20 protein-coding genes are annotated in these 20,804 nt (G+C 63.3%); 10 read left to right on the forward strand and 10 right to left on the reverse strand.

The genetic code is table 11. The annotated features are described in order from the left end of the window. Nucleotides 1–28 precede the first annotated feature (28 nt). The 8 genes from rodA to ACYU03_RS03440 all read left to right on the forward strand — a co-directional run bounded on the left by rodA (nucleotide 29) and on the right by ACYU03_RS03440 (nucleotide 7,638). Nucleotides 29–1,132: a rod shape-determining protein RodA gene (gene rodA, locus ACYU03_RS03405; RefSeq protein ID WP_461891365.1), complete on the forward strand. Its 1,104-nt coding sequence runs from the start codon at nucleotides 29–31 to the stop codon at nucleotides 1,130–1,132. Between the two features lie 17 nt (nucleotides 1,133–1,149). Beyond that, the gene (gene mltB, locus ACYU03_RS03410; RefSeq protein ID WP_461888108.1) at nucleotides 1,150–2,160 is read left to right on the forward strand and encodes a lytic murein transglycosylase B; all 1,011 of its coding nucleotides are present in this window, start codon (nucleotides 1,150–1,152) and stop codon (nucleotides 2,158–2,160) included. Further along, complete coding sequence (locus ACYU03_RS03415; protein WP_461888109.1) at nucleotides 2,160–3,158, forward strand: septal ring lytic transglycosylase RlpA family protein; 999 nt, start codon at nucleotides 2,160–2,162, stop codon at nucleotides 3,156–3,158. The genes mltB and ACYU03_RS03415 overlap by 1 nt, the downstream gene beginning before the upstream one ends. Nucleotides 3,159–3,379: 221 nt before the next feature. Next, nucleotides 3,380–4,540 carry a D-alanyl-D-alanine carboxypeptidase family protein gene (locus ACYU03_RS03420; RefSeq protein WP_461888110.1) on the forward strand — a complete coding sequence of 387 codons (1,161 nt, stop codon included), beginning with the start codon at nucleotides 3,380–3,382 and terminating at the stop codon, nucleotides 4,538–4,540. Between the two features lie 74 nt (nucleotides 4,541–4,614). Continuing rightward, nucleotides 4,615–4,890: a DUF493 domain-containing protein gene (locus ACYU03_RS03425; protein WP_461888111.1), complete on the forward strand. Its 276-nt coding sequence runs from the start codon at nucleotides 4,615–4,617 to the stop codon at nucleotides 4,888–4,890. Next, complete coding sequence (lipB, locus tag ACYU03_RS03430; protein WP_461888112.1) at nucleotides 4,890–5,537, forward strand: lipoyl(octanoyl) transferase LipB; 648 nt, start codon at nucleotides 4,890–4,892, stop codon at nucleotides 5,535–5,537. Before ACYU03_RS03425 ends, lipB begins: the two co-directional genes overlap by 1 nt. Before the next feature lie 2 nt (nucleotides 5,538–5,539). Beyond that, nucleotides 5,540–6,559 (forward strand): lipoyl synthase, encoded by a 1,020-nt coding sequence (lipA, locus tag ACYU03_RS03435; protein WP_461888113.1) that lies wholly within the window; start codon nucleotides 5,540–5,542, stop codon nucleotides 6,557–6,559. A gap of 134 nt (nucleotides 6,560–6,693) precedes the next feature. Further along, nucleotides 6,694–7,638 carry a S66 peptidase family protein gene (locus ACYU03_RS03440; protein WP_461888114.1) on the forward strand — a complete coding sequence of 315 codons (945 nt, stop codon included), beginning with the start codon at nucleotides 6,694–6,696 and terminating at the stop codon, nucleotides 7,636–7,638. A gap of 56 nt (nucleotides 7,639–7,694) precedes the next feature. Here the strand turns inward: ACYU03_RS03440 and ACYU03_RS03445 are convergent, their stop codons facing one another. The 5 genes from ACYU03_RS03445 to leuS form a co-directional block, all read right to left on the reverse strand. Then, the gene (locus ACYU03_RS03445; RefSeq protein ID WP_461888115.1) at nucleotides 7,695–9,011 is read right to left on the reverse strand and encodes a lytic murein transglycosylase; all 1,317 of its coding nucleotides are present in this window, start codon (nucleotides 9,009–9,011) and stop codon (nucleotides 7,695–7,697) included. Nucleotides 9,012–9,072: 61 nt separating this feature from the next. Next, nucleotides 9,073–9,237: an alternative ribosome rescue factor ArfA gene (gene arfA / locus ACYU03_RS03450; RefSeq protein ID WP_434518445.1), complete on the reverse strand. Its 165-nt coding sequence runs from the start codon at nucleotides 9,235–9,237 to the stop codon at nucleotides 9,073–9,075. A gap of 189 nt (nucleotides 9,238–9,426) precedes the next feature. After that, entirely contained in the window at nucleotides 9,427–10,464 is a 1,038-nt protein-coding gene (gene holA / locus ACYU03_RS03455; protein ID WP_461888116.1) for a DNA polymerase III subunit delta, read from the reverse strand. A gap of 36 nt (nucleotides 10,465–10,500) precedes the next feature. Further along, nucleotides 10,501–11,106 (reverse strand): LPS-assembly lipoprotein LptE, encoded by a 606-nt coding sequence (locus tag ACYU03_RS03460; RefSeq protein ID WP_461888117.1) that lies wholly within the window; start codon nucleotides 11,104–11,106, stop codon nucleotides 10,501–10,503. A 61-nt stretch (nucleotides 11,107–11,167) separates the two neighbouring features. Continuing rightward, entirely contained in the window at nucleotides 11,168–13,774 is a 2,607-nt protein-coding gene (gene leuS, locus ACYU03_RS03465; protein WP_461888118.1) for a leucine--tRNA ligase, read from the reverse strand. Nucleotides 13,775–14,013: 239 nt separating this feature from the next. Here leuS and ACYU03_RS03470 point away from each other — a divergent pair, with 239 nt between their 5' ends. Both ACYU03_RS03470 and ACYU03_RS03475 read left to right on the forward strand, forming a co-directional pair. Beyond that, nucleotides 14,014–14,331, forward strand: coding sequence for a hypothetical protein (locus tag ACYU03_RS03470; protein ID WP_461888119.1), 318 nt, complete (start codon nucleotides 14,014–14,016; stop codon nucleotides 14,329–14,331). A gap of 130 nt (nucleotides 14,332–14,461) precedes the next feature. Next, complete coding sequence (locus ACYU03_RS03475; RefSeq protein WP_461888120.1) at nucleotides 14,462–15,223, forward strand: YdcF family protein; 762 nt, start codon at nucleotides 14,462–14,464, stop codon at nucleotides 15,221–15,223. A 150-nt stretch (nucleotides 15,224–15,373) separates the two neighbouring features. Here the strand turns inward: ACYU03_RS03475 and lnt are convergent, their stop codons facing one another. The 5 genes from lnt to miaB form a co-directional block, all read right to left on the reverse strand. Beyond that, the gene (lnt, locus tag ACYU03_RS03480) at nucleotides 15,374–16,891 is read right to left on the reverse strand and encodes an apolipoprotein N-acyltransferase (RefSeq protein WP_461888121.1); all 1,518 of its coding nucleotides are present in this window, start codon (nucleotides 16,889–16,891) and stop codon (nucleotides 15,374–15,376) included. Nucleotides 16,892–16,899: 8 nt separating this feature from the next. After that, a complete protein-coding gene (locus tag ACYU03_RS03485; RefSeq protein ID WP_461888122.1) occupies nucleotides 16,900–17,739 on the reverse strand; it encodes an HlyC/CorC family transporter in 840 nt (279 codons plus the stop codon). A 5-nt stretch (nucleotides 17,740–17,744) separates the two neighbouring features. Then, nucleotides 17,745–18,239: an rRNA maturation RNase YbeY gene (gene ybeY, locus ACYU03_RS03490; RefSeq protein WP_461888123.1), complete on the reverse strand. Its 495-nt coding sequence runs from the start codon at nucleotides 18,237–18,239 to the stop codon at nucleotides 17,745–17,747. Continuing rightward, nucleotides 18,232–19,233, reverse strand: coding sequence for a PhoH family protein (locus ACYU03_RS03495; protein WP_461888124.1), 1,002 nt, complete (start codon nucleotides 19,231–19,233; stop codon nucleotides 18,232–18,234). The genes ybeY and ACYU03_RS03495 overlap by 8 nt, the downstream gene beginning before the upstream one ends. Before the next feature lie 124 nt (nucleotides 19,234–19,357). Next, nucleotides 19,358–20,686, reverse strand: a complete 1,329-nt coding sequence (gene miaB / locus ACYU03_RS03500; protein ID WP_461888125.1) for a tRNA (N6-isopentenyl adenosine(37)-C2)-methylthiotransferase MiaB — start codon at nucleotides 20,684–20,686, stop codon at nucleotides 19,358–19,360. Nucleotides 20,687–20,804: the final 118 nt, after the last annotated feature.

Consider the following 20,804-nt stretch of genomic DNA (forward strand, 5'->3'; position numbering starts at 1 on the left):
CGATCGCATGCTCTCCAGCGAGGACGTGATGCGCCGGCGCGCCAGCTTCCTGCAGCGCATCCATGTCGACGGCCCCTTGCTGATCCTGCTGCTGGCCCTGGCGGCTGGCAGCCTGTTCGTCCTCTATTCGGCCAGCGGCAAGAACTGGGACATGCTGCTCAAACAGGCCACCTCGTTCGGCATCGGCCTGGTGTCGATGCTCATCATTGCCCAGCTGGAGCCGCGCTTCATGGCGCGCTGGGTGCCCGTGGCCTATATCGGCGGGGTATTCCTGCTGATCGTGGTGGATGTCATGGGGCACAACGCCATGGGCGCCACGCGTTGGATCAACATTCCCGGGGTCATTCGCTTCCAGCCTGCGGAGTTCATGAAGATCATCATGCCGGCAACCATCGCCTGGTACCTGGCCAAGCGCAGCCTGCCGCCAGACCTCAAACATGTGATGATCAGCCTGATACTGATCGGCGTCCCATTCATCCTCATCGTGCGTCAGCCGGACTTGGGCACGGCGCTGCTGGTCATGGCTTCGGGCGCCTTCGTGTTGTTCATGGGCGGCTTGCGCTGGCGCTGGATCCTCAGCGTGCTGGCGGCGGCGGTGCCGGTGGCAGTGGCCATGTGGTTCTTCGTCATGCACGACTACCAGAAGCAGCGGGTACTGACCTTCCTCGACCCGGAGAGCGATCCGCTGGGTACCGGCTGGAACATCATCCAGTCCAAGGCGGCCATCGGCTCGGGTGGGGTATTCGGTAAGGGCTGGTTGCTTGGCACCCAGTCGCACCTGGATTTCCTTCCGGAAAGCCACACCGACTTCATTATCGCCGTACTCGGCGAGGAGTTCGGTCTGGTCGGCATCTGTGCCTTGCTGCTGCTCTACCTGCTGCTGATCGGGCGCGGGTTGGTGATCACGGCCCAAGCCCAGACCCTCTATGGCAAACTGCTGGCAGGCAGCTTGACCATGACTTTCTTTGTTTACGTGTTCGTCAATATTGGCATGGTCAGCGGTCTGCTGCCCGTGGTGGGGGTGCCGCTGCCCTTCATCAGTTATGGCGGAACTTCATTGGTGACGCTGCTGTCAGCGTTTGGCGTTCTGATGTCGATCCATACGCATCGCAAATGGATTGCACAGGTTTGAATAAGGTGAAGAATTTCATGCAAGCAGTGCGTGGCTGGGCTGCCCGTTGTGCGCCTTGGATCGGCGCGGTGGGTCTGTTCGGCGCTGTCCAGCAGGTCAATGCCGGGGATTATGACGGCTCGCCCAAACTGGCCGAGTTCGTCGGTGAGATGACCCGCGACTACGGCTTTGCCGACGAGCAACTGATGGGCGTGTTCCGTGAGGTGCAACGCAAGCAGTCGATCCTCGACGCGATCTCGCGTCCGGCCGAACGGGTTAAACCGTGGAAGGAATACCGTCCCATGTTCCTTACCGACGCCCGCGTTGCCCGGGGTGTGGACTTCTGGCGCCAGCACGAGGCGACCCTGGCCCGGGCCGAGCAGGAGTACGGCGTGCCGGCCCAGGTGATTGTGGCGATCATCGGCGTGGAGACGTTCTTTGGCCGCAACACCGGTAGCTTCCGGGTCATCGACGCGCTCTCGACCCTTGGCTTCGACTATCCGCCGCGTGCCGAATTCTTCCGCAAGGAGCTGCGTGAGTTCCTGCTGCTGGCCCGCGAAGAGCAGCTCGACCCGCTCACCCTCAAGGGTTCTTACGCCGGCGCCATGGGCCTGCCTCAGTTCATGCCCAGCAGCTTCCGCGCCTATGCCGTGGACTTCGACGGCGACGGCCATATCAATATCTGGAACAACCCGGACGATGCCATCGGCAGCGTGGCCAGCTACTTCAAGCGCCATGGCTGGGTGGCCGGCGAGCCTGTGGTCAGCCGCGCCATGGTCCGTGGCGAGCGCGTCGACGAGGGCCTGAGCCCCGGCATCGAGGCTGTCAAGACGGTCGGGGAGTTGCGGGCACTGGGGTGGTCGAGTCATGATGCGCTGCGCGATGATCTGCCGGTCACCGCCTTCCGGCTCGAAGGTGACAACGGTCCGGAGTACTGGCTGGGCCTGAAGAACTTCTACGCGATCACTCGCTACAACCGCAGCGTGATGTACGCCATGGCGGTACATCAGCTTTCGGACCTGCTGGTTCAAGCACGGGGCGTCAAGTAATGCGCGTACTGTTTTCTGCCAATTCGTTCAAACTGTTCACCTGCGTTGCCCTGGGCCTGGCCCTGGCCAGCTGCTCCTCCAGCCGTGCGCCGCAGCAGAGCGGCAATGTCGTCCGTGCCCAGCCTGGCCTGGATATCAACCGGGCCCACAAGGACGGCGCGCCCTGGTGGGATGTCGATGTGACGAAGATCCCCGACGCCACGCCGACCGTGCACACCGGTGCGTACAAGGCCAACCCCTATACCGTATTGGGCAAGACCTACTATCCGATCCAGGAGTCGCGTAACTATCGCGCCGAAGGCACCGCGTCCTGGTACGGCACCAAGTTCCATGGCCAGAACACCGCTAACGGCGAAGTCTATGACCTGTACGGCATGAGTGCGGCGCACAAGACCCTGCCGCTGCCGGCCTACGTCAAGGTGACCAACCTGGACAACCAGCGTTCGGTGATCCTGCGGGTCAATGATCGCGGCCCGTTCTACTCCGACCGAATCATCGACCTCTCTTATGCCGCCGCGAAGAAGCTTGGCTATGCCGAGAGTGGCACTGCGCGGGTACGTGTCGAGGGTATCGACCCGCAGCAGTGGTGGGCCGAACGCGGCCGCCCGGCACCGCTGGTGCTGCAGCAGCCGCAGGTGGCCCAGGCCAAGCCGGTCCCGGCCAGCACCGGTAAGGTCGAACAGTGGACCCCGCCTGCCCAGCAGCACGCTGCCGCCGTGGTACCGGTACAAGTGGCCAGCCACAATCCCATGAACGACGGCGGTGGCCTGTACCTGCAGGTGGGCGCTTTCGCCAACCCGGACGCTGCCGAACTGCTGCGTTCCAAACTCAGCACCATGGTCAGCGCACCGGTGTTCATCAGCTCCATCGTGCGTAACCAGCAGACCCTGCACCGGGTGCGCCTCGGGCCGATCAACAGCCAGGGCGAAGCCCAGCAGATGCAGGACAGCGTGCGCCTGGCCAATCTCGGCCAGGCAAAAGTGGTCAGGGCAGACTAGATAGCCGCAAGCGATAAGCTGCCAACAACAAGAAAAAGCCGGATCGACGCCAAGCCCGCTTTTCCTTGCAGTGTGTAGCCTATCGCTTGAAGCTCCCCCGTCTGTTTTGTCATGAAGCGGGGAGTGCGGCCATGTACAATGGCCGTTTTGCCTGCAAGGCCCCAGGCCTGTTAACGTTTTGCCCTTGAGGGCATGAGCCCATTAGCCATTTCGAGAGACGGATGAACATCACCACCTTTGCCAAACGCCTTTGCCTGCTTGTACCGCTGATGATCACCCCTGCTGCATTCGCGGCAGAGCAGATGATGCCGTCGCCGCCGCAACTGGCAGCCAAGTCCTACGTGCTCATGGATGCGTCCAGCGGTAATGTCCTGGTCGAGAACAATGGTGACGAGCGTCTCCCGCCGGCCAGCCTCACCAAGCTGATGACCGCTTATCTCGCCACCCTGGACATCCGTCGTGGCCAGATCGGCGAGAACGATCCGGTGACCGTCAGCGAGAACGCCTGGCGCACCGGCGGGTCGCGCATGTTCATCAAGGTTGGCAGCCAGGTCAGCGTCAGCGACCTGCTGCACGGCATCATCATCCAGTCGGGCAACGACGCCAGCGTCGCCCTGGCCGAGCACATCGCCGGCAGCGAAGATGCCTTCGCCGACATGATGAACAAGAGCGCCACCGACCTGGGCATGACCAACAGTCACTTCATGAACCCGACCGGCCTGCCGCACCCGGAGCACTACTCTTCGGCGCATGACATGGCAGTGCTGGCTCGTGCGATCATCGACGAAGACCCGGCGCACTATGCGATCTACTCGCAGAAGGAGTTCTTCTGGAACAACATCAAGCAGCCCAACCGCAACCTGCTGCTGTGGCGTGACAAGACCGTCGATGGCCTGAAGACCGGGCACACCGAGGAAGCCGGCTACTGCATGGTGGCCTCTGCCGTCCGCGACGGCATGCGCCTGATCGCCGTGGTCTTTGGGGCCAACAGCGAGCAATCCCGTGCTGCCGAGACCCAGAAGCTGCTGACCTATGGTTTCCGCTTCTTCGAAACCCAGACCTTCTACCAGAAGGGCACCGAGTTGACCCAGGCTCCGGTCTGGAAGGGCGCGACCGGCCAGGTCAAGGCCGGTCTGGCCGATGACCTGAGCATGACCATGCCTAAAGGCCAATTGAAACGACTGGCTGCCAGCATGATCATGAACCCGCAACTGACCGCGCCTATCGCCAAAGGTGACGTGATCGGCAAAGTGGAAGTCAAACTGGACGACAAGGTAGTACACAGCGCTGACCTGATCGCCCTGGACGCGGTCGAGGAAGGTGGTTTCTTCCGCCGTATGTGGGATAGCATTCGTCTATTCTTCTACGGGTTGTTCAACTGATACGTGACCTGCAAGCCCCCGCCGGTTGTCGCGGGGGTATTGTTGTTGCCACGGCTTGCGAGGCCGTTTCTGCCATGAGCGAACAAGACGTCAAGTCGCCCAAGATCGAATTTCCCTGCCCGGATTACGCCATCAAGGTGATCGGTGACACTGTGGTCAACTTCAAGGAGACCGTCATCGAGATCCTCACGAAGTACGCCAAGGTCGACATGAGCACCCTGGCCGAACGCCAGAGCAGCAATGGCAAGTACACCACGGTGCAGTTGCACATCGTGGCGACCGGTGAAGACCAGTTGCGCGATATCAACAGCGCCCTGCGCGCGACCGGCATCGTGCACATGGTGCTCTGATGCCGGTGAGCCTCGGCTTTCGTGACCTCGGCCTACAGCCCTATGAACCGGTGCTGGAGGCCATGCGCCGCTTTACCGAGCAGCGCACCACCGAGAGTGGCGATGAAGTCTGGTTGGTGGAGCACCCGCCGGTGTTCACCCAGGGCCAGGCCGGCAAGGCCGAGCACCTGCTGGTGCCGGGCGATATCCCGGTGGTGCAGACCGACCGCGGCGGCCAGGTGACCTACCACGGCCCTGGGCAATTGGTGGCCTACCTGCTGCTGGATGTGCGCCGCTTGGGTTTCGGCGTGCGCGAACTGGTCAGCCGCATCGAGCGCAGTCTGGTCGACCTGCTCGCCAGCTATGATGTCCAGGCCGTGGCCAAGCCCGATGCGCCTGGCGTATATGTCGATGGGGCGAAGATCGCTTCCCTCGGCCTGCGGATCCGCAATGGCCGTTCCTTTCACGGCCTTGCCCTGAACGTGGATATGGACCTGGCGCCATTCCGCCGAATCAACCCCTGCGGGTATGCGGGGCTGGCCATGACCCAGCTGCGCGATCAGGCAGGCCCGATCGAACTCTCCGAGGTCAGGACAAGGCTGCGCGGACAGCTGGTCAAGCACCTCGACTATGCTGAGCAGACGACCCTCACGGGCGGAATCGACTGAATATGACTATTGTGCAAGAAGCCGTGCCAACCCTGATACCGACTCAGGATGTCACTCCACGTCCGGCCCCTCGGCCGAAAGTGGAGGCGGGTGTCAAACTGCGTGGTGCGGAGAAGGTTGCCCGCATCCCGGTAAAGATCATCCCCACCGAAGAACTGCCGAAAAAGCCTGACTGGATTCGCGTACGCATCCCGGTTTCGCCGGAAGTGGACCGGATCAAGCAGCTGTTGCGCAAGCATAAGCTGCACAGCGTTTGTGAAGAAGCGTCCTGCCCCAACCTGGGCGAGTGCTTCTCCGGCGGTACCGCGACCTTCATGATCATGGGGGACATCTGCACCCGTCGCTGCCCATTCTGTGACGTCGGCCATGGCCGGCCGAAGCCGCTGGATGTCGATGAGCCGAAGAACCTGGCCGTCGCTATCGCCGACCTGCGCCTGAAGTACGTGGTGATCACCTCGGTGGACCGTGACGACCTGCGTGACGGTGGCGCCCAGCACTTCGCTGACTGCATCCGCGAGATCCGTGCGCTGTCCCCTGGTATCCAGCTGGAAACCCTGGTGCCGGACTACCGTGGACGCATGGACGTGGCCCTGGCCATTACCGCCCAAGAGCCGCCAGATGTGTTCAACCACAATCTGGAAACCGTACCGCGCCTGTACAAGGCTGCGCGTCCGGGCTCGGACTATGACTGGTCGCTGGACCTGCTGCAGAAGTTCAAGCAACTGGTGCCGCATGTACCGACCAAGTCTGGCCTGATGCTTGGCCTGGGCGAGACGGACGAGGAAGTCATCGAGGTGATGCAGCGCATGCGCGAGCATGACATCGACATGCTGACCCTCGGCCAGTACCTGCAGCCGTCACGTAGCCACTTGCCGGTACAGCGTTTCGTCCACCCGGACACCTTTGCCTGGTTCGCCGAGGAAGGTTACCGCATGGGCTTCAAGAACGTGGCCTCCGGCCCGCTGGTGCGTTCTTCGTACCATGCCGACCAACAGGCCCACGAAGCCAAGATCAAGCTCTGATCCTGGCTGGCTGAACATGCCGATGCACGCCGAAAGGCGGCATCGGCATTTTTGTTTGCGGGACGCTTTCCACATGCCTGGTGCCGTTGCGGCGGCGCAGAGTGGCGGGTTTGTCCCTACAAGGAGTTGCCCGGATGATCCCTGCCAGTACTGAGCCCTTCGATTCGCGCCTGCCTGTGCCCCTGCCAGCCAACGCCTGCTTCGCCATCATCGCCCCAGCGGGCCCCGCCCGACTGGACGCCGACAAGGCCCGTCAATGGTTCGAACTCCGGGGCTATCAATGCCGCCTCTATCCAGGGCTCAGCCAGGCCGAAGGCTACCTGGCCGGCCCGGACGAACGCCGCTTGCAGGACCTGCACGACGCCTTCGCCGACCCGCAGATCGACGCCATCCTCTGTATGCGCGGCGGCTACGGCAGCATGCGCCTGCTGGACAAACTCGACTTCGAGCTGATCGGTCGCCATCCCAAGCCGCTGATCGGCTACAGCGACATCACAGCCCTGCACACGGCCATCGCCCGGCATGTTGGCTTTGTCACCTTCCACGGCGCCATGCTCAATGCAGACTTGCTGGGAGAGAAGCTGGAGCCGACCGTGAGTTCGCTGCTAGCGCAGTTGGGTGGGCGCTTGAGGGAAGGGGATGTACTTGTGCACCCCGCAGACTATCCGCTTGCCGAGGTGCTGCCGGGTGTGGCCAGTGGACGGCTGACGGGTGGCAACCTGTCCTTGCTCGCGGCGACCCTGGGCACGCCGGCGCAGATCCAGGGCGAAGACAGTATCTTGTTCATCGAGGACGTCAACGAGCCGCTGTACCGCGTTGACCGTCTGTTGACCCAACTGCGTCTGGCGGGTCAGTTGCAAGGTGTGCGCGGTGTACTGGTGGGCGATTTCGCCGGCATCACGACCCAGGCCCTGGCGCCTCTGCTGCGGGATATCTTCGGACCCTTGCAGATCCCGGTGCTGGCCGGCTGGCGCAGTGGGCATTGCAATCCCAACCTGTGCCTACCGTTGGGCGCGCGGGTGCGCCTGGAGACTGCGGGTAGTCGTCTGGTATTGGAGCAAGACCTGTTCTGCGGCTGACTGGTCTCTGGCGCTGCGGCCACGCCCAACCCGGGAGTGGCCGTTTCTACAGCGGTTCAGCGGCGACGCAGGCTATCCAGCAGCTTGTGAGTTGGGTAGCCATCGGCGGGCCAGCCCAGTGCCTGCTGGGCATTGCGGATGGCTTTGCGGGTGTTGGCGCCGATGATGCCATCGGCACTGCCAGCATCGTGGCCGCTGGCGTTGAGCAGGTTCTGCAGCTCGATGCGCTCGCTACGGCTCAAGGGTAGGTCGTCCTTGGGCCAGGCGCCGGCGATGTAGCCCCAGCCATAGAAGCGGTCACCCAGCAGACTGACTGCCAGGGCGTAGGACGATGAGTTGTTGTACTTGAGGATGGCGCGGAAGTTGTCCAGCACCAGGAACGCCGGGCCACGGGCTCCAGCTGGCAGCAACAGGGCGGCGGAGAGTTGGTTGCTGCCTGCGGGCAGGCGGGTGCCGGTCGGCAGTTTCAGGCCAAGTTGCAGCCACTCGCTGACGGGCTTGCGCTGCACCCCATCGGCCAGCCAGAAGTCGAAGCCCGGCTCCAGTTGCACTTCGAAGCCCCAGGGCTCGCCCTTCTTCCAGCCTGAACTCTGCAGGTAGTGGGCCGTCGAGGCGAGGGCATCGGCTGTGCTGTTCCAGATATCGCGACGGCCGTCGCCGTCGAAGTCCACCGCATGGGTATTGTAGGTGGTCGGGATGAACTGGGTCTGACCCATGGCGCCGGCCCAGGAGCCGCGCATGGCGTCAGGCTGGATATCGCCGTTTTGCAGGATCTCCAGGGCTGCCAGCAGTTGGGACTGGGCGAACGCTGGACGGCGTCCTTCGTAGGCTAGGGTTGCCAGGGAGCGGATAACCGATTTGTTGCCCTGGAACTGGCCGAAGTTGCTTTCCATGCCCCATACCGAGACCAGCACATGGCGGTCAACGCCGTAGCGCTGTTCGATACGGCTTAGCAGTTCAGCGTTCTGTTCGAGCAGCGCTTTGCCTCTGCGCACGCGCAGCGGCGACAGGGCGCCCTCCAGGTATTCCCAGACCGGGCGGGTGAATTCTGGTTGGCTGCGGTCGGCTTTGATCACGTCCATGTCCGGAGTGACGCCGAGGAATGCACGGTCGAAGGTGCTTGCGCTGATGCCGGCCTGCAGGGCCTGCTGGCGGAAGCCGGCCTGCCATTGGGCAAAGGTCTGCAGTGGCTGGATTTCGGTACTGACGTCGGGTGTGGCAGTGGGCAGGGTCACGACCGGAGCGGGCTGGGCGGGTGCCAGCGGCAGGGCGTCGGCGGCGGTGGGTTTTTCCGCGCAGGCGACAAGCAGGATGAGGCTGGAGGCCGCGATCAGCTGGCGGGGTTGCCAGCGCTGGGAAAGACGAAGGGGCATGCACAGGTCCAGGAATTGCAGGTCAGGTGCCGACCATATCATGCCTGTGGCCTTCGTGCCCTCATGCGGCCAAAAAGTAAGAAGCCTCCCAATCTCTCGACTGGAAGGCTTCGCGGCGGTAGCTGCCTTTGCCCTTGCCTGGCTGCTCCTGGCGGCAGCGGAACAGCGGTTGGGCGACGATGGATTTGGCCTTGTTCGGCCCGTGCTTCTTCGGTTTCTTGCTCATGGCAGATTCCTGGTTGGGGGTTAGGGCGAGGCGCACTGTAGGGCGAATGTCCGGTAAGGACCAATTGATTGTATGTATGGTCGCATATGTCAGGCGGGCTGGCCTGGTTATCTGGATGGACGCTATCACGGGCAAGTCGGGGCGCCGAACCGCCGCTCCTACAGGGGCAGCGTCACTCTAGAGTTTGGTTTACTCTGCCGGCAGCGCCAGTCGCTGCCCGGCCATCAGCAGCGAAAGCCGCGCCAGGCTGGTCCAGGGCGAGCCTTCGGCCTGGCCCTTGATCTGTGCATCGATACGCTGGGCATCCTGCAGCAGTTGGGCCCAGCGTTGTGCCGAGAGGCGCTGCAGGGCTTTGCTGACCAGCGGGCGGCGTTTGTCCCACACTGGGGGGCGGGCCTGGCTGAAGGCCTTGTCCAGCGGTACGCCCTGGCTGAATTGCTGGGCCAGCCCCGCCAGCAGGCGCAATTCACGGGCCATGGCCCAGAGGATCACGGGCGGTTCGACACCTTCGCCACGTAGCCCTTCGAGCATACGCAAGGCATGGGCGGCCTCGCCGTTGAGAATGGCATCGACCAGGCCAAAGACATCGAAGCGCGCGCTATCGGCCACGGCCGCCTGGACTGTTTCGACAGTGACCTGGTTACCCTCGGCCAGCAGTTTGAGCTTTTCTATCTCTTGAGCGGCGGCCAACAGGTTGCCTTCGACCCGAGCAGCAATCAGCTCGACCGCGTCGCGCTGGGCGGACAGGCCTGCCTGAGACAGGCGCTGGTTGATCCACTGCGGCAGTTGGTGGCTGTCCACCGGCCAGATCTGGATGAACTGGCAGTGCGGGCCCTCGATCAGTGCCTTGCCCCACTTGGTTTTCTGCGCGCTGCCATCGAGCTTGGGCAGGCTGATCAGCAGCAGCGTGTCGTCGGCGGGGTTGGCGCAGTATTCCATCAGCGCGGCGGCGCCTTTATCACCAGGCTTGCCAGAAGGCAGGCGCAGCTCTAGCAGGCGGCGCTGGGCGAACAGCGACAGGCTGGCCCCGGCCTGGAGCAGGGTGCCCCAGTCGAAGTTGGCATCGGCGCTGAATACCTGGCGTTCATCGAAGCCCTGCTGGCGTGCGGCGCCACGAATCGCGTCGGCGGCTTCCTGGCACAGCAGAGGGTCGTCGCCGCTGACCACGTAGACGGGGGCGAGACTGCCTTGCAGGTGCTTGTTGAGCTGGGCGGGAGAGAGCTTCATGGGAAGGGGCGGGGCGCCGGAACGCCCCGTTCAGGCTCAGTTGACTGGCAGCTGCATCGGCGACTGCTGAGGGATTTCGTCCTGGGCACGGCGTGCCGCTTCCAGGGCTTCGGCTTCTGCCTTGGCGCGCTCGTCGGCTTCCTGCTGGAGGGCTTCGAGCTGGGCCGGGGTCAGCAGTTGCAGGCGAACGACCATGGCTTGGACCAGATCACGGCGCATCTCTTCGCGGACCTGTACGGCCTCTTGGTCGGAGCCGGTGATGTTGTTGCCGTCATGCACATAGATCTTGCGCACTTCGAGCTTGTCGTTGAGCAGTTGGGTGTTGTTCAGGCCTTCGATGCTGTAGTTCAGGACCGTGGTGATCTCGTACTCGGCCGAACGGCTGCCGCCGCTGTAGGTGGCGGCACGCTGGCTTTCCTGCTCGTTGGTCAGTACCAAGTGGTAGGGCGCGCCAGTATGGACGTTGACGCCGCTGTTCTTCAGTACCTGGCGCAGTTGGGTCACGGTCTCGCCGTAGGCGTTGCGCGCGGTGACGTCCAGTTCCTTGATGGCTAGCTCGGTGGTGCCGGTGCCACGCAGCTGGAAACCGCAGGCGCTGAGCAGCACGGCTAGGCCCATTACCAGCAGATTGCGTTTGATCATGTTGTTGCTCCCTTGTGGGCCGATTCCGCCCGCCCGCATCAGCTGCGGACGGGCGTTGCCATCAGTTGGCGACGATGTTGACCAGCTTGCCTGGTACCACGATGACCTTGCGGATGGTCAGGCCGTCGATGAAACGCAGGACATTCTCGTTGCTGCGGGCTGCGGCCTCGACTTCTTCACGGCTGGCCGCGGCGGGCATTTCGATCTGGCCACGCAGCTTGCCGTTGACCTGCACCACCAGGACGATGCTGTCCTGAACCAGGGCGCTTTCGTCGACCGCCGGCCAGCCGGCATCGATCACTGCCTGATCGTGGCCCAGTTGTTGCCAGAGTTCGTGGCTGATGTGCGGGGTGATGGGAGCCAGCAACAAGGCCACGGTCTGGAGGCCTTCCTGAAGCAGGGCTCGGTCCTGGACGGTGGCTTGCGGGGCTTTTTCCAGCACGTTCATCAGGGTCATCACCTGGGCGATGGCGGTGTTGAACTTGTGGAACTGGCCGACATCGGTGCTGGCTTGCTTGATGGCCGCATGGATGGCGCGGCGCACCACCTTCTGCGCATCGTCCAGGGCGGCGATATCCAGCTTGCCCGGCAGGCCTTGGCTGACGTGGGCCTGGGCCAGACGCCAGACACGACGCAGGAAGCGGCTGGCGCCCTCGACGCCGGAGTCGGACCACTCCAGGCTCATGTCGGGTGGCGACGCGAACATCATGAACAGACGGCAGGTGTCGGCGCCGTAGGCATCGATCATGGCCTGCGGGTCGACGCCGTTGTTCTTCGACTTGGACATCTTCTCGGTGCCGCCGATTTCCACCGGCAGGCCATCGGTCTTCAGGCGCGCGCCGATGATCTTGGCCTTGGCATCGCGCTCGACTTCGACGTCGGCCGGGTTGAACCAGTCCTTGCCACCATTGCTGGCGACGCGGTAGTAGGTCTCGGCGACCACCATGCCCTGGGTCAGCAGGTTCTTGAACGGCTCGTTGGAGCTGACCAGGCCTTCGTCACGCATCAGCTTGTGGAAGAAGCGCGCGTACAGCAGGTGCAGGATGGCGTGCTCGATGCCGCCGATGTACTGGTCTACCGGCAGCCAGTGGTTGGCGGCCTTCGGATCGACCATGCCACCCTCGTAGTTTGGCGAGGCGTAGCGGGCGAAGTACCAGGACGACTCGACGAAGGTGTCCATGGTGTCGGTTTCGCGCTTGGCCGCGGTGCCGCATTTCGGGCAACTGCACTCGTAGAACTCGGGCATGCGCGCCAGTGGCGAACCGGCGCCGTCCGGCACCACGTCTTCCGGCAGCACGACCGGCAGTTGGTCTTCCGGCACCGGCACGTCACCGCAGGACGGGCAGTGGATGATCGGGATCGGGCAGCCCCAGTAGCGCTGGCGGCTGATGCCCCAGTCGCGCAGGCGGAACTGGGTGCGTGACTTGCCGAGGTTCTTGCGGATCAGGGCTGCTTCGATGGCGTCGAAGGCGCCGGTGAAATCCAGGCCGTCGAACTCAGCGGAGTTGATCAGTTGACCGTGCTCGGCGTAGGCGGCTTGCCATTCGTTGCCGACTTCGTCGCCTGCGCTGGTGCGCACCACTGCCTTGAGCGGCAGGTTGTACTTGTGGGCGAATTCGAAGTCGCGCTCGTCGTGGGCTGGGACCGCCATGACCGCGCCATCGCCATAGTGCATCAGCACGTAGTTGGCGACCCAGACCGGGAGCTTCTCGCCGGTCAGCGGGTGCTCGACGAACAGGGAAGTGGGCATGCCCTTCTTCTCCTGGGTGGCCATGTCGGCCTCAGCGACGCTGCCGCTCTTGCACTCGTCGATGAAGGCTTGCAGCTCAGGGTTGCCCTGGGCTGCCTGGGTGGCCAGCGGGTGCTCGGCGGCGACGGCCACGTAGGTGGCGCCCATCAGGGTGTCCGGACGGGTGGTGAAGACCTTCAGCGCGCCGGCATGGCCTATGCTCGCCTGGTCATAGGGGAACTGCACTTCCATGCCGCGCGACTTGCCGATCCAGTTGCGCTGCATAGTCTTGACCTGCTCAGGCCAGCCCGGCAACTCGTCGAGGCTTTCCAGCAACTCGTCGGCGTAGTCGGTGATACGGAAGTAGTACATCGGGATCTCGCGCTTTTCGATCAGCGCGCCCGAACGCCAGCCACGGCCGTCGATGACCTGCTCGTTGGCCAGTACGGTCTGGTCGGCAGGGTCCCAGTTGACGGTGCCGTTCTTGCGGTAGATCACGCCTTTTTCGAACAGGCGGGTGAACAGCCACTGTTCCCAGCGGTAGTAGTCCGGCTTGCAGGTGGTGACTTCACGCGACCAGTCGATGGCCAGGCCCAGGCTCTTGAGCTGGGTCTTCATGTAGTCGATGTTTTCGTAGGTCCACTTCGCAGGGGCGACGCTGTTCTTCATCGCCGCGTTTTCCGCCGGCATGCCGAAGGCGTCCCAGCCCATCGGCTGCAGGACGTTCTTGCCCAGCATACGCTGGTAGCGGGCGATCACGTCGCCGATGGTGTAGTTGCGCACGTGCCCCATGTGTAGCTTGCCGCTCGGGTACGGGAACATCGACAGGCAGTAGTAGGTGTCCTTGCCTGGCTGTTCACTGACTGCAAACGACTGTTGCTCGTCCCAGAACTTCTGGGCGGCGGCTTCGATTTCACGGGGCTGATATTGTTCGTGCATGGCTACTTTTGCGCTGAGAGATGAGAGACCTTATCCAGGCAGCGAACTCGCTGCATCCGGCAATCCGGTGTCAAAAGAGTGAACGCCGTAGCATACATGAGCGCTGCGCATCGTGGGAAACCCTGATTGCATCCAGAGCCCGTCCCACGGGCCGTTGGTCGCGGCGCCCTGCTGCTTTTTGCAGCAACGCTAAGCTCATTTGTGGGGGGAGATATTCTTATCTTCAATGAGGTGAACGGATGGGAGAGTCGCAGCTACCCGCAATGAAACCGGAGCTTTACGAACGTTTGATCGATCGCTTGGGCCTTGCTCTCGAAGTGGCCAGGACGTCTGTACGATTACGCGATGAAATGCCTGCCGAACTGGAGTTGCGCGGCTTGAGCCGCGCCGAATTCGAGGTGATCCAGGCTTACCTGGAGTCGCTTCCGGAAAGTCGGTTTGCAAGCGCCGGCGCTTTACAGCAACCGGAGCCGGTGTCTAGTGCCAAGGTTGTCTGGCTGAAGGACAAGAAACGCTCCACTACCACCGTAAGATCCAGGACGCTGCCATCCAGATAGTCGTTCAGGGTTTCAGGCGCAGTCAGGAGTGCGCCAGTTCTTCTTTCAACACTCAATCATCGGCGTCGGTCGCGCACTTGTGGGCCGGCGCCGATCCTCTTAGGCTGCGCACCTTCCATGGAGGTGCTCTATGCCGATTCGCTACCTGATCAAACAAGGGCTGCTGCCGCCAGGCATTCTGTTCCTGTTGCTGCTGGCCGCCTGGTGGTTGCGCAAGCGTTGGCCGCGCCTGGGCGCGCTGTGTTTCGTCCTGGGCCTGGGTGGGTTATGGCTGATGAGCCTACCTGTGGTGGTCGAGCAGGTGGCTCGGCAACTGGAGACCGAGCAGCCCCTGGCGATTGAGGCATGGGCGGGGTTGGCCAATCGCGCCGATGCCATCGTGATCCTGGGTTCGGGGCGCGAGCGGGGCGATCCGGCCTGGGACGGGCAGGACCAGCCCACCGGCGTGGCCCTGGAGCGTATGCGCTACGCCGCGCAGTTGGCCAAGGCCTCGGGTCTGCCGGTGCTGACCAGTGGTGGCTTGCATTATGGCTCCCCGCCGAGCGAGGCACAGCTGATGGCCGATAGCCTGCAGCGGGATTTCGGTGTGACAGTGACGTGGAAGGAAGAGGCCAGCCGCACCACCTGGGAAAATGCCCAGCTGACTGCGGAGCTGTTGCGGTCGTTGGGGATCCGTCGGGTGGTGCTGGTCACCCAGGCCTGGCATATGCAGCGTGCGCGCTGGAGCTTCGAGCGGAGCGGCCTGGAAGTGGTCGTGGCGCCTGTCGGCTTTCTTGGCCGTGATCCTGCGCTTCCCTTTGGCGGTTGGTTGCCGGAGAGTCGGGCTATGTGGCAGAGCGGCCAGTTGCTCAATGAGGCCGTTGGTCTGCTTGGGTACCGGCTTTTCTATTGAGGTGTTCGGGGCCGCGTCACGGCCCATCGCGAGCAAGTCGGGGTGCTGAACCGCTGCTCCTACAAGGTAATACCTGACCCGGGCGTGTCATTGGACCTGTAGGAGCGGGCGTGCCCGCGATGGGGGCGACGCAGCCAAAAAAGTATTGCGCTACACCGTTTTGGCAATACGGCTGGCCAGCAGGGCCCAGCCCAGCAGCAGTACGCAGAGTATCGCCAGCGGCCAGGAGCGCCATTGCAGGTACGGCGTGAGTTGCTGCATCGGCACCACTTCACCGTAGAGGACCGCTCGTTCGAACTGCGGGATCTGCGCGGTGATGCGTCCGAAAGGATCGATCAGGCCGGTAACGCCGTTGTTGGTAGCGCGGATCATCCAGCGGCCAGCCTCCAGGGCACGCATCTGCGCCATCTGCAGGTGCTGCAGCGGGCCGATCGAGGTGCCGAACCAAGTGTCGTTGCTGATGGTCAGGAGGATGTCGCTGCGTGCCGCCAGGCTGGCAGCGAACTCCGGGTAGACCACTTCGTAGCAGATGTAGGGGGCGATCTGGTAACCCTTGGCTTGCAGCAACGGCTGGTCGGCCGGTCCGCGGGCGAAATCCGACATCGGCAGGTCGAAGAAGGCGATCAGGCCGCGCAGCATGTCTTGCAGGGGTACGTACTCGCCAAAGGGCACCAGCTTCTGCTTGAGGTAGGTGCCTTCACCTTCGCCGGTCACGGTGATGCCGTTGTAGTAGCGGCGCTGCTGATCGACCACCTCACGCACCGGTACGCCGGTGATCAAGGCGCTGTGACGGTCCGTGGCGAAGCTGCCCATCATGTCGATGTAGCCCTTGGCCTGGTCCTTGAGCACCGGTATCGCGGTTTCTGGCCAGACCAGCAGGTCTACCGGCTTCGAGCTGAAGCTCATGTCGCGGTACAGGGCCAATTGCGCGTCGATGTGCGCGGGGTCCCACTTCAGGTCCTGTTCGATGTTGCCCTGTAGGGCCGCGACCTTGAGCGGTTCGCCCGACGGGGTGGTCCAGGCATGGCCTTTCAGCGCCAGGCCGGTCGTCCAGGGTGCCAGCAGCAAGAGGATACCCACGGCGAGGAAGGATGGCCGTGCCCGCAGGCGGTGCAGATTGCACAGCAGGGCCGCGCTCAGGGCCAGGACGAAGGAGATCAGCCATACGCCGCCCAGTGGCGCAAGCCCGGCCAGGGGGCCGTCGAGCTGGCTGTAGCCTGAGTAGAGCCAGGGAAAACCGGTGAGGAACCAGCCGCGGAAGGCTTCCTGTAGCAGCCACAGGGCCGCGAAGCACAGGGCATCGGCCAAGGGCGCCTCGTTGCGCCGCAGCCAGCGCGCCCAGAGCCAGGCGGGTAGGGCGAAAAACCAGGCGATGGCGGCGAAGAACGCCAGCAGCAGCAGGGTCGCCAGCAAAGGCGAAGCGCCGCCGTAGGTGTTGATGCTGACGTAGATCCAGCTGGTGCCAGCGCCGTACAGGCCGAAGCCATAGCACCAGCCGCGGCCCAGGGCCTGGCGTGGGCTCAGGTCGCGCAAACCCAGGTAGAACAGGACAATGGCGACGAGCGCCAGGGGCCAGATGTCGAACGGCGCCAGGGCCAGGGAAGTGATGCCACCGGCCGCCACGGCCAGCAGGTTACCGGGCCAGCCGGGGCGGGTGATCCAGCGCATGGTTGTCCTTAACGGGTGATAGGGGTCAGGCGCAGCAAGTGTATCCGCCGGCTGTCGGCGTTGAGAATACGGAACCGGTAAGGGCCGATCTCGGTAGTCTCGTTGCGCTTGGGCAAGTGGCCGAAAGCGCTCATCACCAGGCCGCCGACGGTGTCGAATTCGTCGTCGGAGAACTGGCTGTCGAAGAATTCGTTGAAGTTCTCGATGGGGGTCAGGGCCTTGATCAGGAAATCGCCGCTGGGCAGTGGCTTGATGTAGCTGTCTTCCTCGACATCGTGTTCGTCTTCGATGTCGCCGACGATCTGCTCCAGCACGTCCTCGATGGTCACCAGGCCCGCCACGCCGCCGTATTCGTCGATGACGATGGCCATGTGGTTGTGATTGGCGCGGAACTCACGCAGCAGCACGTTCAGGCGCTTGGACTCGGGCACGAAGGTGGCCGGGCGCAGCAAGTCCTTTATGTTGAAGCTGTCGCCGTTCTCCTTGAGGATCAACGGCAGCAGGTCCTTGGCCAGCAGGACCCCGAGCACATCGTCATGGCTCTCGCCGATCACCGGGTAGCGCGAGTGCGCGGCGTCGATCACCGCCGGCAGGAATTCGCGCGGCGACTGGCTGGCCTTGATGCTGTTCATCTGCGAGCGCGGCACCATGATGTCGCGTACCTGCAGGTCGGCGACCTGGATGGCGCCTTCGACGATGGTCAGCGCTTCGCTGTCGAGCAGCTTGTTCTGATGGGCTTCGCGCAGCAGCTCAAGGAGCTCCTGGCGGTTTTTCGGCTCATGGACAAAAGCCTGGGTCAGTTTACCCAGCCAGGACTTCTGCCCGTTGCTCGATCGGTCTTCGCTCATGGCGGTTACTCGTGATCCTTGCAGATATCAGTGTGAGGTAGATCGGTTTCGTCGTCGGCATATGGGTCTGGATGACCCAGTTCAGCCAGCAATGTTCGTTCCAACGCTTCCATTTCCTCGGCCTCGTCGTCGTCGATGTGGTCGTAGCCGAGCAGGTGCAGGCAACCGTGGATGACCAGGTGCGCCCAGTGTGCCTCGAGGGCTTTGCCCTGTTCGGCGGCCTCGCGCTCGACCACCGGCACGCAGATCACCAGGTCGCCCAGCAGCGGGATATCGAGCAGGTCGTCGGGAACGTCGGCCGGGAAGGACAGGACGTTGGTCGCGTAGTCCTTGTGCCGGTAGGTGTGGTTCAGCTCGCGCCCCTCGGCCTCGTCGACCAGGCGGATGGTCATCTCCGAGTCGGCCGTGCGCTGGCGCAGGGCCAGCTCGCACCAGCGGCGGAACGCGGCTTCATCGGGGGCGGCGGCGTCCGTGGCCCGTTGCAGGTCGAGTTCAAGCATCGCTGGCTGGACTCTCGGACTTGGCCTGGGTACGGACGTCGAAGCGCTCGTAGGCCTCGACGATACGCTGCACAAGAGGGTGGCGCACCACGTCCTTGGGTTGGAAGTGGGTGAAGCTGATGCCGGGCACATCCTTGAGCACCTCGATCACATGGGCAAGGCCCGACTTGGTGCCACGCGGCAGGTCGACCTGGGTGATGTCACCGGTGATCACCGCGGTCGAGCCGAAGCCGATGCGGGTGAGGAACATCTTCATTTGCTCGACGGTAGTGTTCTGGCTCTCGTCGAGGATGATGAAGCTGTTGTTCAGGGTGCGGCCACGCATGTAGGCCAGCGGCGCGATCTCGATCACCTGACGCTCGATCAGCTTGGCTACGTGCTCGAAGCCGAGCATTTCGTAGAGGGCATCGTACAGCGGGCGCAGATAAGGGTCGATCTTCTGCGCCAGGTCACCGGGAAGGAAGCCGAGCTTTTCGCCGGCCTCGACCGCCGGACGCACCAGCAGGATGCGCCGGACCTGCTCGCGCTCCAGGGCATCGACCGCGCAGGCCACGGCCAGGTAGGTCTTGCCGGTACCGGCCGGGCCGATGCCGAAGTTGATGTCGTTGGCGAGGATTTCCTTGACGTAGCGCTGCTGGTTGACGCCGCGCGGGCGGATGTTGCCCTTGCGCGTGCGCAGCGACACGCTGACTTCGTTGACAGCAGGGTTGTCGAGGGTTTCCACGGCCGACTCCTGAAGGTACAGGTGGACCATTTCCGGCGACAGCTCGGTGGCCTTGGCCTCTCGGTAGAGACGGCGCAGCAGTTGCTCGGCAGAGGAGGTGGTCTTGGGTTCGCCGATCAGTTCGAATTGGTTACCGCGGTTGCGGATCTCGATGGCCAGGCGCTGTTCGATCAGGCGCAGGTGCTCGTCGAACTGGCCGCACAAATTGGCGAAACGGTGGGCCTCGAAAGGTTCGAGGATGAAGCGATGAGGTTGTATGGGTGCGTTCAAGGTCGTTTTTCAGCCGCCCAACGGCAATGGATATGAACCCAAGAATAACCCTTGAAAGACAGTGGCGAAAGCACTTAAACGATCAAGGGTCGCCAGGCCCGTCGCCGGACCCGGCCTTGAGCTGTCAATGCGCCAGCGATGCGATCAGCGAGTGCGGACGGGCTTCATCGATATGCACGTCGACGAGCTGACCGATCAGCTTGGGATTATCGCTGCGGAAGTTGACGATACGGTTATTCTCTGTGCGCCCTTGCAACTGGCCGGGGTCGCGCTTGGAGTAGTCGGTGACCAGGATGCGCTGGATGCTGCCGACCATGCGCCGGCTGATTTCGAAGCCCTGCTGGTCGATGCGGTGCTGCAGCAGTTGCAAGCGTTGCTTCTTCACCTCTTCCGGGGTGTCGTCGGGCAGGTCGGCGGCCGGGGTGCCCGGGCGCGGGCTGTAGACGAAGGAATAGGAGAAGTCGAAGCCGACTTCGGCCACCAGCTTCATGGTCTGTTCGAAGTCTTTCTCGGTCTCGCCGGGGAACCCCACGATGAAGTCCGAGCTGATGCAGATGTCTGGCACGGCGGCCTTGAGTTTGCGCAGCTTGGACTTGTACTCGAGGATGGTGTGGTTGCGCTTCATCGCTGCCAGCACTCGATCGGAGCCGGCCTGCACCGGCAGGTGCAGGTGCTTGACCAGTTGCGGCACTTCGGCGTGGGCCTGGATCAGGCTGTCGGAGAACTCCAGCGGGTGCGAGGTGGTGTAGCGGATGCGTTCGATGCCATCGACCGCTGCCACCACGCGGATCAGTTCGGCCAGGTCGGCGAGGCGGCCGTCGTGGGTCTGGCCGCGGTAGCCATTGACGTTCTGGCCCAGCAAGGTGATCTCGCGCACGCCGTTCTCGGCTAGGTGGATGACTTCGCCAAGCACGTCGTCGAACGGCCGGCTGACCTCCTCGCCACGGGTGTAGGGCACTACGCAGAAGGTGCAGTACTTGCTGCAGCCTTCCATGACCGAGACGAAAGCGGTCGGGCCATCGATGCGTGGCTCGGGCAGGTGGTCGAACTTCTCGATTTCCGGGAAGGACACATCGACCTGCGGCAGGCGCGTGGTACGCGCGGCGTCGATCATTTCCGGCAGGCGGTGCAGGGTCTGTGGGCCGAACACCACGTCGACGTACGGCGCGCGCTTGCGGATCGACTCGCCTTCCTGGCTGGCCACGCAGCCGCCGACGGCGATGACCATCTCCGGGTTCTGCTCCTTCAACTCGCGCCAGCGGCCCAGCTGGGAGTAGACGCGGTCCTGCGCGCGCTCACGGATCGAGCAGGTGTTGAGCAGGATGACATCGGCGTCCTCCGCGCGGGCAGTGACCTCCAGGGCCTGGTGTTCGCCCAGCAGGTCGACCATGCGCGAGCTGTCGTACTCGTTCATCTGGCAACCGTGGGTTTCGATATAAAGCTTCTTGGCCATGGGGATCGTCTTGCTGATGCTGAAGAACCGCGCATTATAAAGGGGTATTCCGGTGCTTCCTAGGGTTCCCGGTCTGTTATGATTCGCCCCTCTTTACCCTTTCACGATTGTCCTGCCA

It is taken from the genome of Pseudomonas sp. X10, assembly GCF_054889225.1.

Excerpts from the sequence above, each read along its gene's own strand:
- ACYU03_RS03460 (WP_461888117.1), bottom strand. The coding sequence starts at position 11,106 with ATGATCAAACGCAATCTGCTGGTAATGGGCCTAGCCGTGCTGCTCAGC.
- miaB (WP_461888125.1), bottom strand. The coding sequence starts at position 20,686 with ATGGCCAAGAAGCTTTATATCGAAACCCACGGTTGCCAGATGAACGAG.
- ybeY (WP_461888123.1), bottom strand. The coding sequence starts at position 18,239 with ATGCTTGAACTCGACCTGCAACGGGCCACGGACGCCGCCGCCCCCGAT.
- mltB (WP_461888108.1), top strand. The coding sequence starts at position 1,150 with ATGCAAGCAGTGCGTGGCTGGGCTGCCCGTTGTGCGCCTTGGATCGGC.
- ACYU03_RS03475 (WP_461888120.1), top strand. The coding sequence starts at position 14,462 with ATGCCGATTCGCTACCTGATCAAACAAGGGCTGCTGCCGCCAGGCATT.
- lipA (WP_461888113.1), top strand. The coding sequence starts at position 5,540 with ATGACTATTGTGCAAGAAGCCGTGCCAACCCTGATACCGACTCAGGAT.
- rodA (WP_461891365.1), top strand. The coding sequence starts at position 29 with ATGCGCCGGCGCGCCAGCTTCCTGCAGCGCATCCATGTCGACGGCCCC.
- ACYU03_RS03415 (WP_461888109.1), top strand. The coding sequence starts at position 2,160 with ATGCGCGTACTGTTTTCTGCCAATTCGTTCAAACTGTTCACCTGCGTT.
- ACYU03_RS03445 (WP_461888115.1), bottom strand. The coding sequence starts at position 9,011 with ATGCCCCTTCGTCTTTCCCAGCGCTGGCAACCCCGCCAGCTGATCGCG.
- leuS (WP_461888118.1), bottom strand. The coding sequence starts at position 13,774 with ATGCACGAACAATATCAGCCCCGTGAAATCGAAGCCGCCGCCCAGAAG.
- ACYU03_RS03485 (WP_461888122.1), bottom strand. The coding sequence starts at position 17,739 with ATGAGCGAAGACCGATCGAGCAACGGGCAGAAGTCCTGGCTGGGTAAA.
- ACYU03_RS03420 (WP_461888110.1), top strand. The coding sequence starts at position 3,380 with ATGAACATCACCACCTTTGCCAAACGCCTTTGCCTGCTTGTACCGCTG.
- ACYU03_RS03440 (WP_461888114.1), top strand. The coding sequence starts at position 6,694 with ATGATCCCTGCCAGTACTGAGCCCTTCGATTCGCGCCTGCCTGTGCCC.
- ACYU03_RS03425 (WP_461888111.1), top strand. The coding sequence starts at position 4,615 with ATGAGCGAACAAGACGTCAAGTCGCCCAAGATCGAATTTCCCTGCCCG.
- arfA (WP_434518445.1), bottom strand. The coding sequence starts at position 9,237 with ATGAGCAAGAAACCGAAGAAGCACGGGCCGAACAAGGCCAAATCCATC.
- holA (WP_461888116.1), bottom strand. The coding sequence starts at position 10,464 with ATGAAGCTCTCTCCCGCCCAGCTCAACAAGCACCTGCAAGGCAGTCTC.
- ACYU03_RS03470 (WP_461888119.1), top strand. The coding sequence starts at position 14,014 with ATGGGAGAGTCGCAGCTACCCGCAATGAAACCGGAGCTTTACGAACGT.
- lipB (WP_461888112.1), top strand. The coding sequence starts at position 4,890 with ATGCCGGTGAGCCTCGGCTTTCGTGACCTCGGCCTACAGCCCTATGAA.
- lnt (WP_461888121.1), bottom strand. The coding sequence starts at position 16,891 with ATGCGCTGGATCACCCGCCCCGGCTGGCCCGGTAACCTGCTGGCCGTG.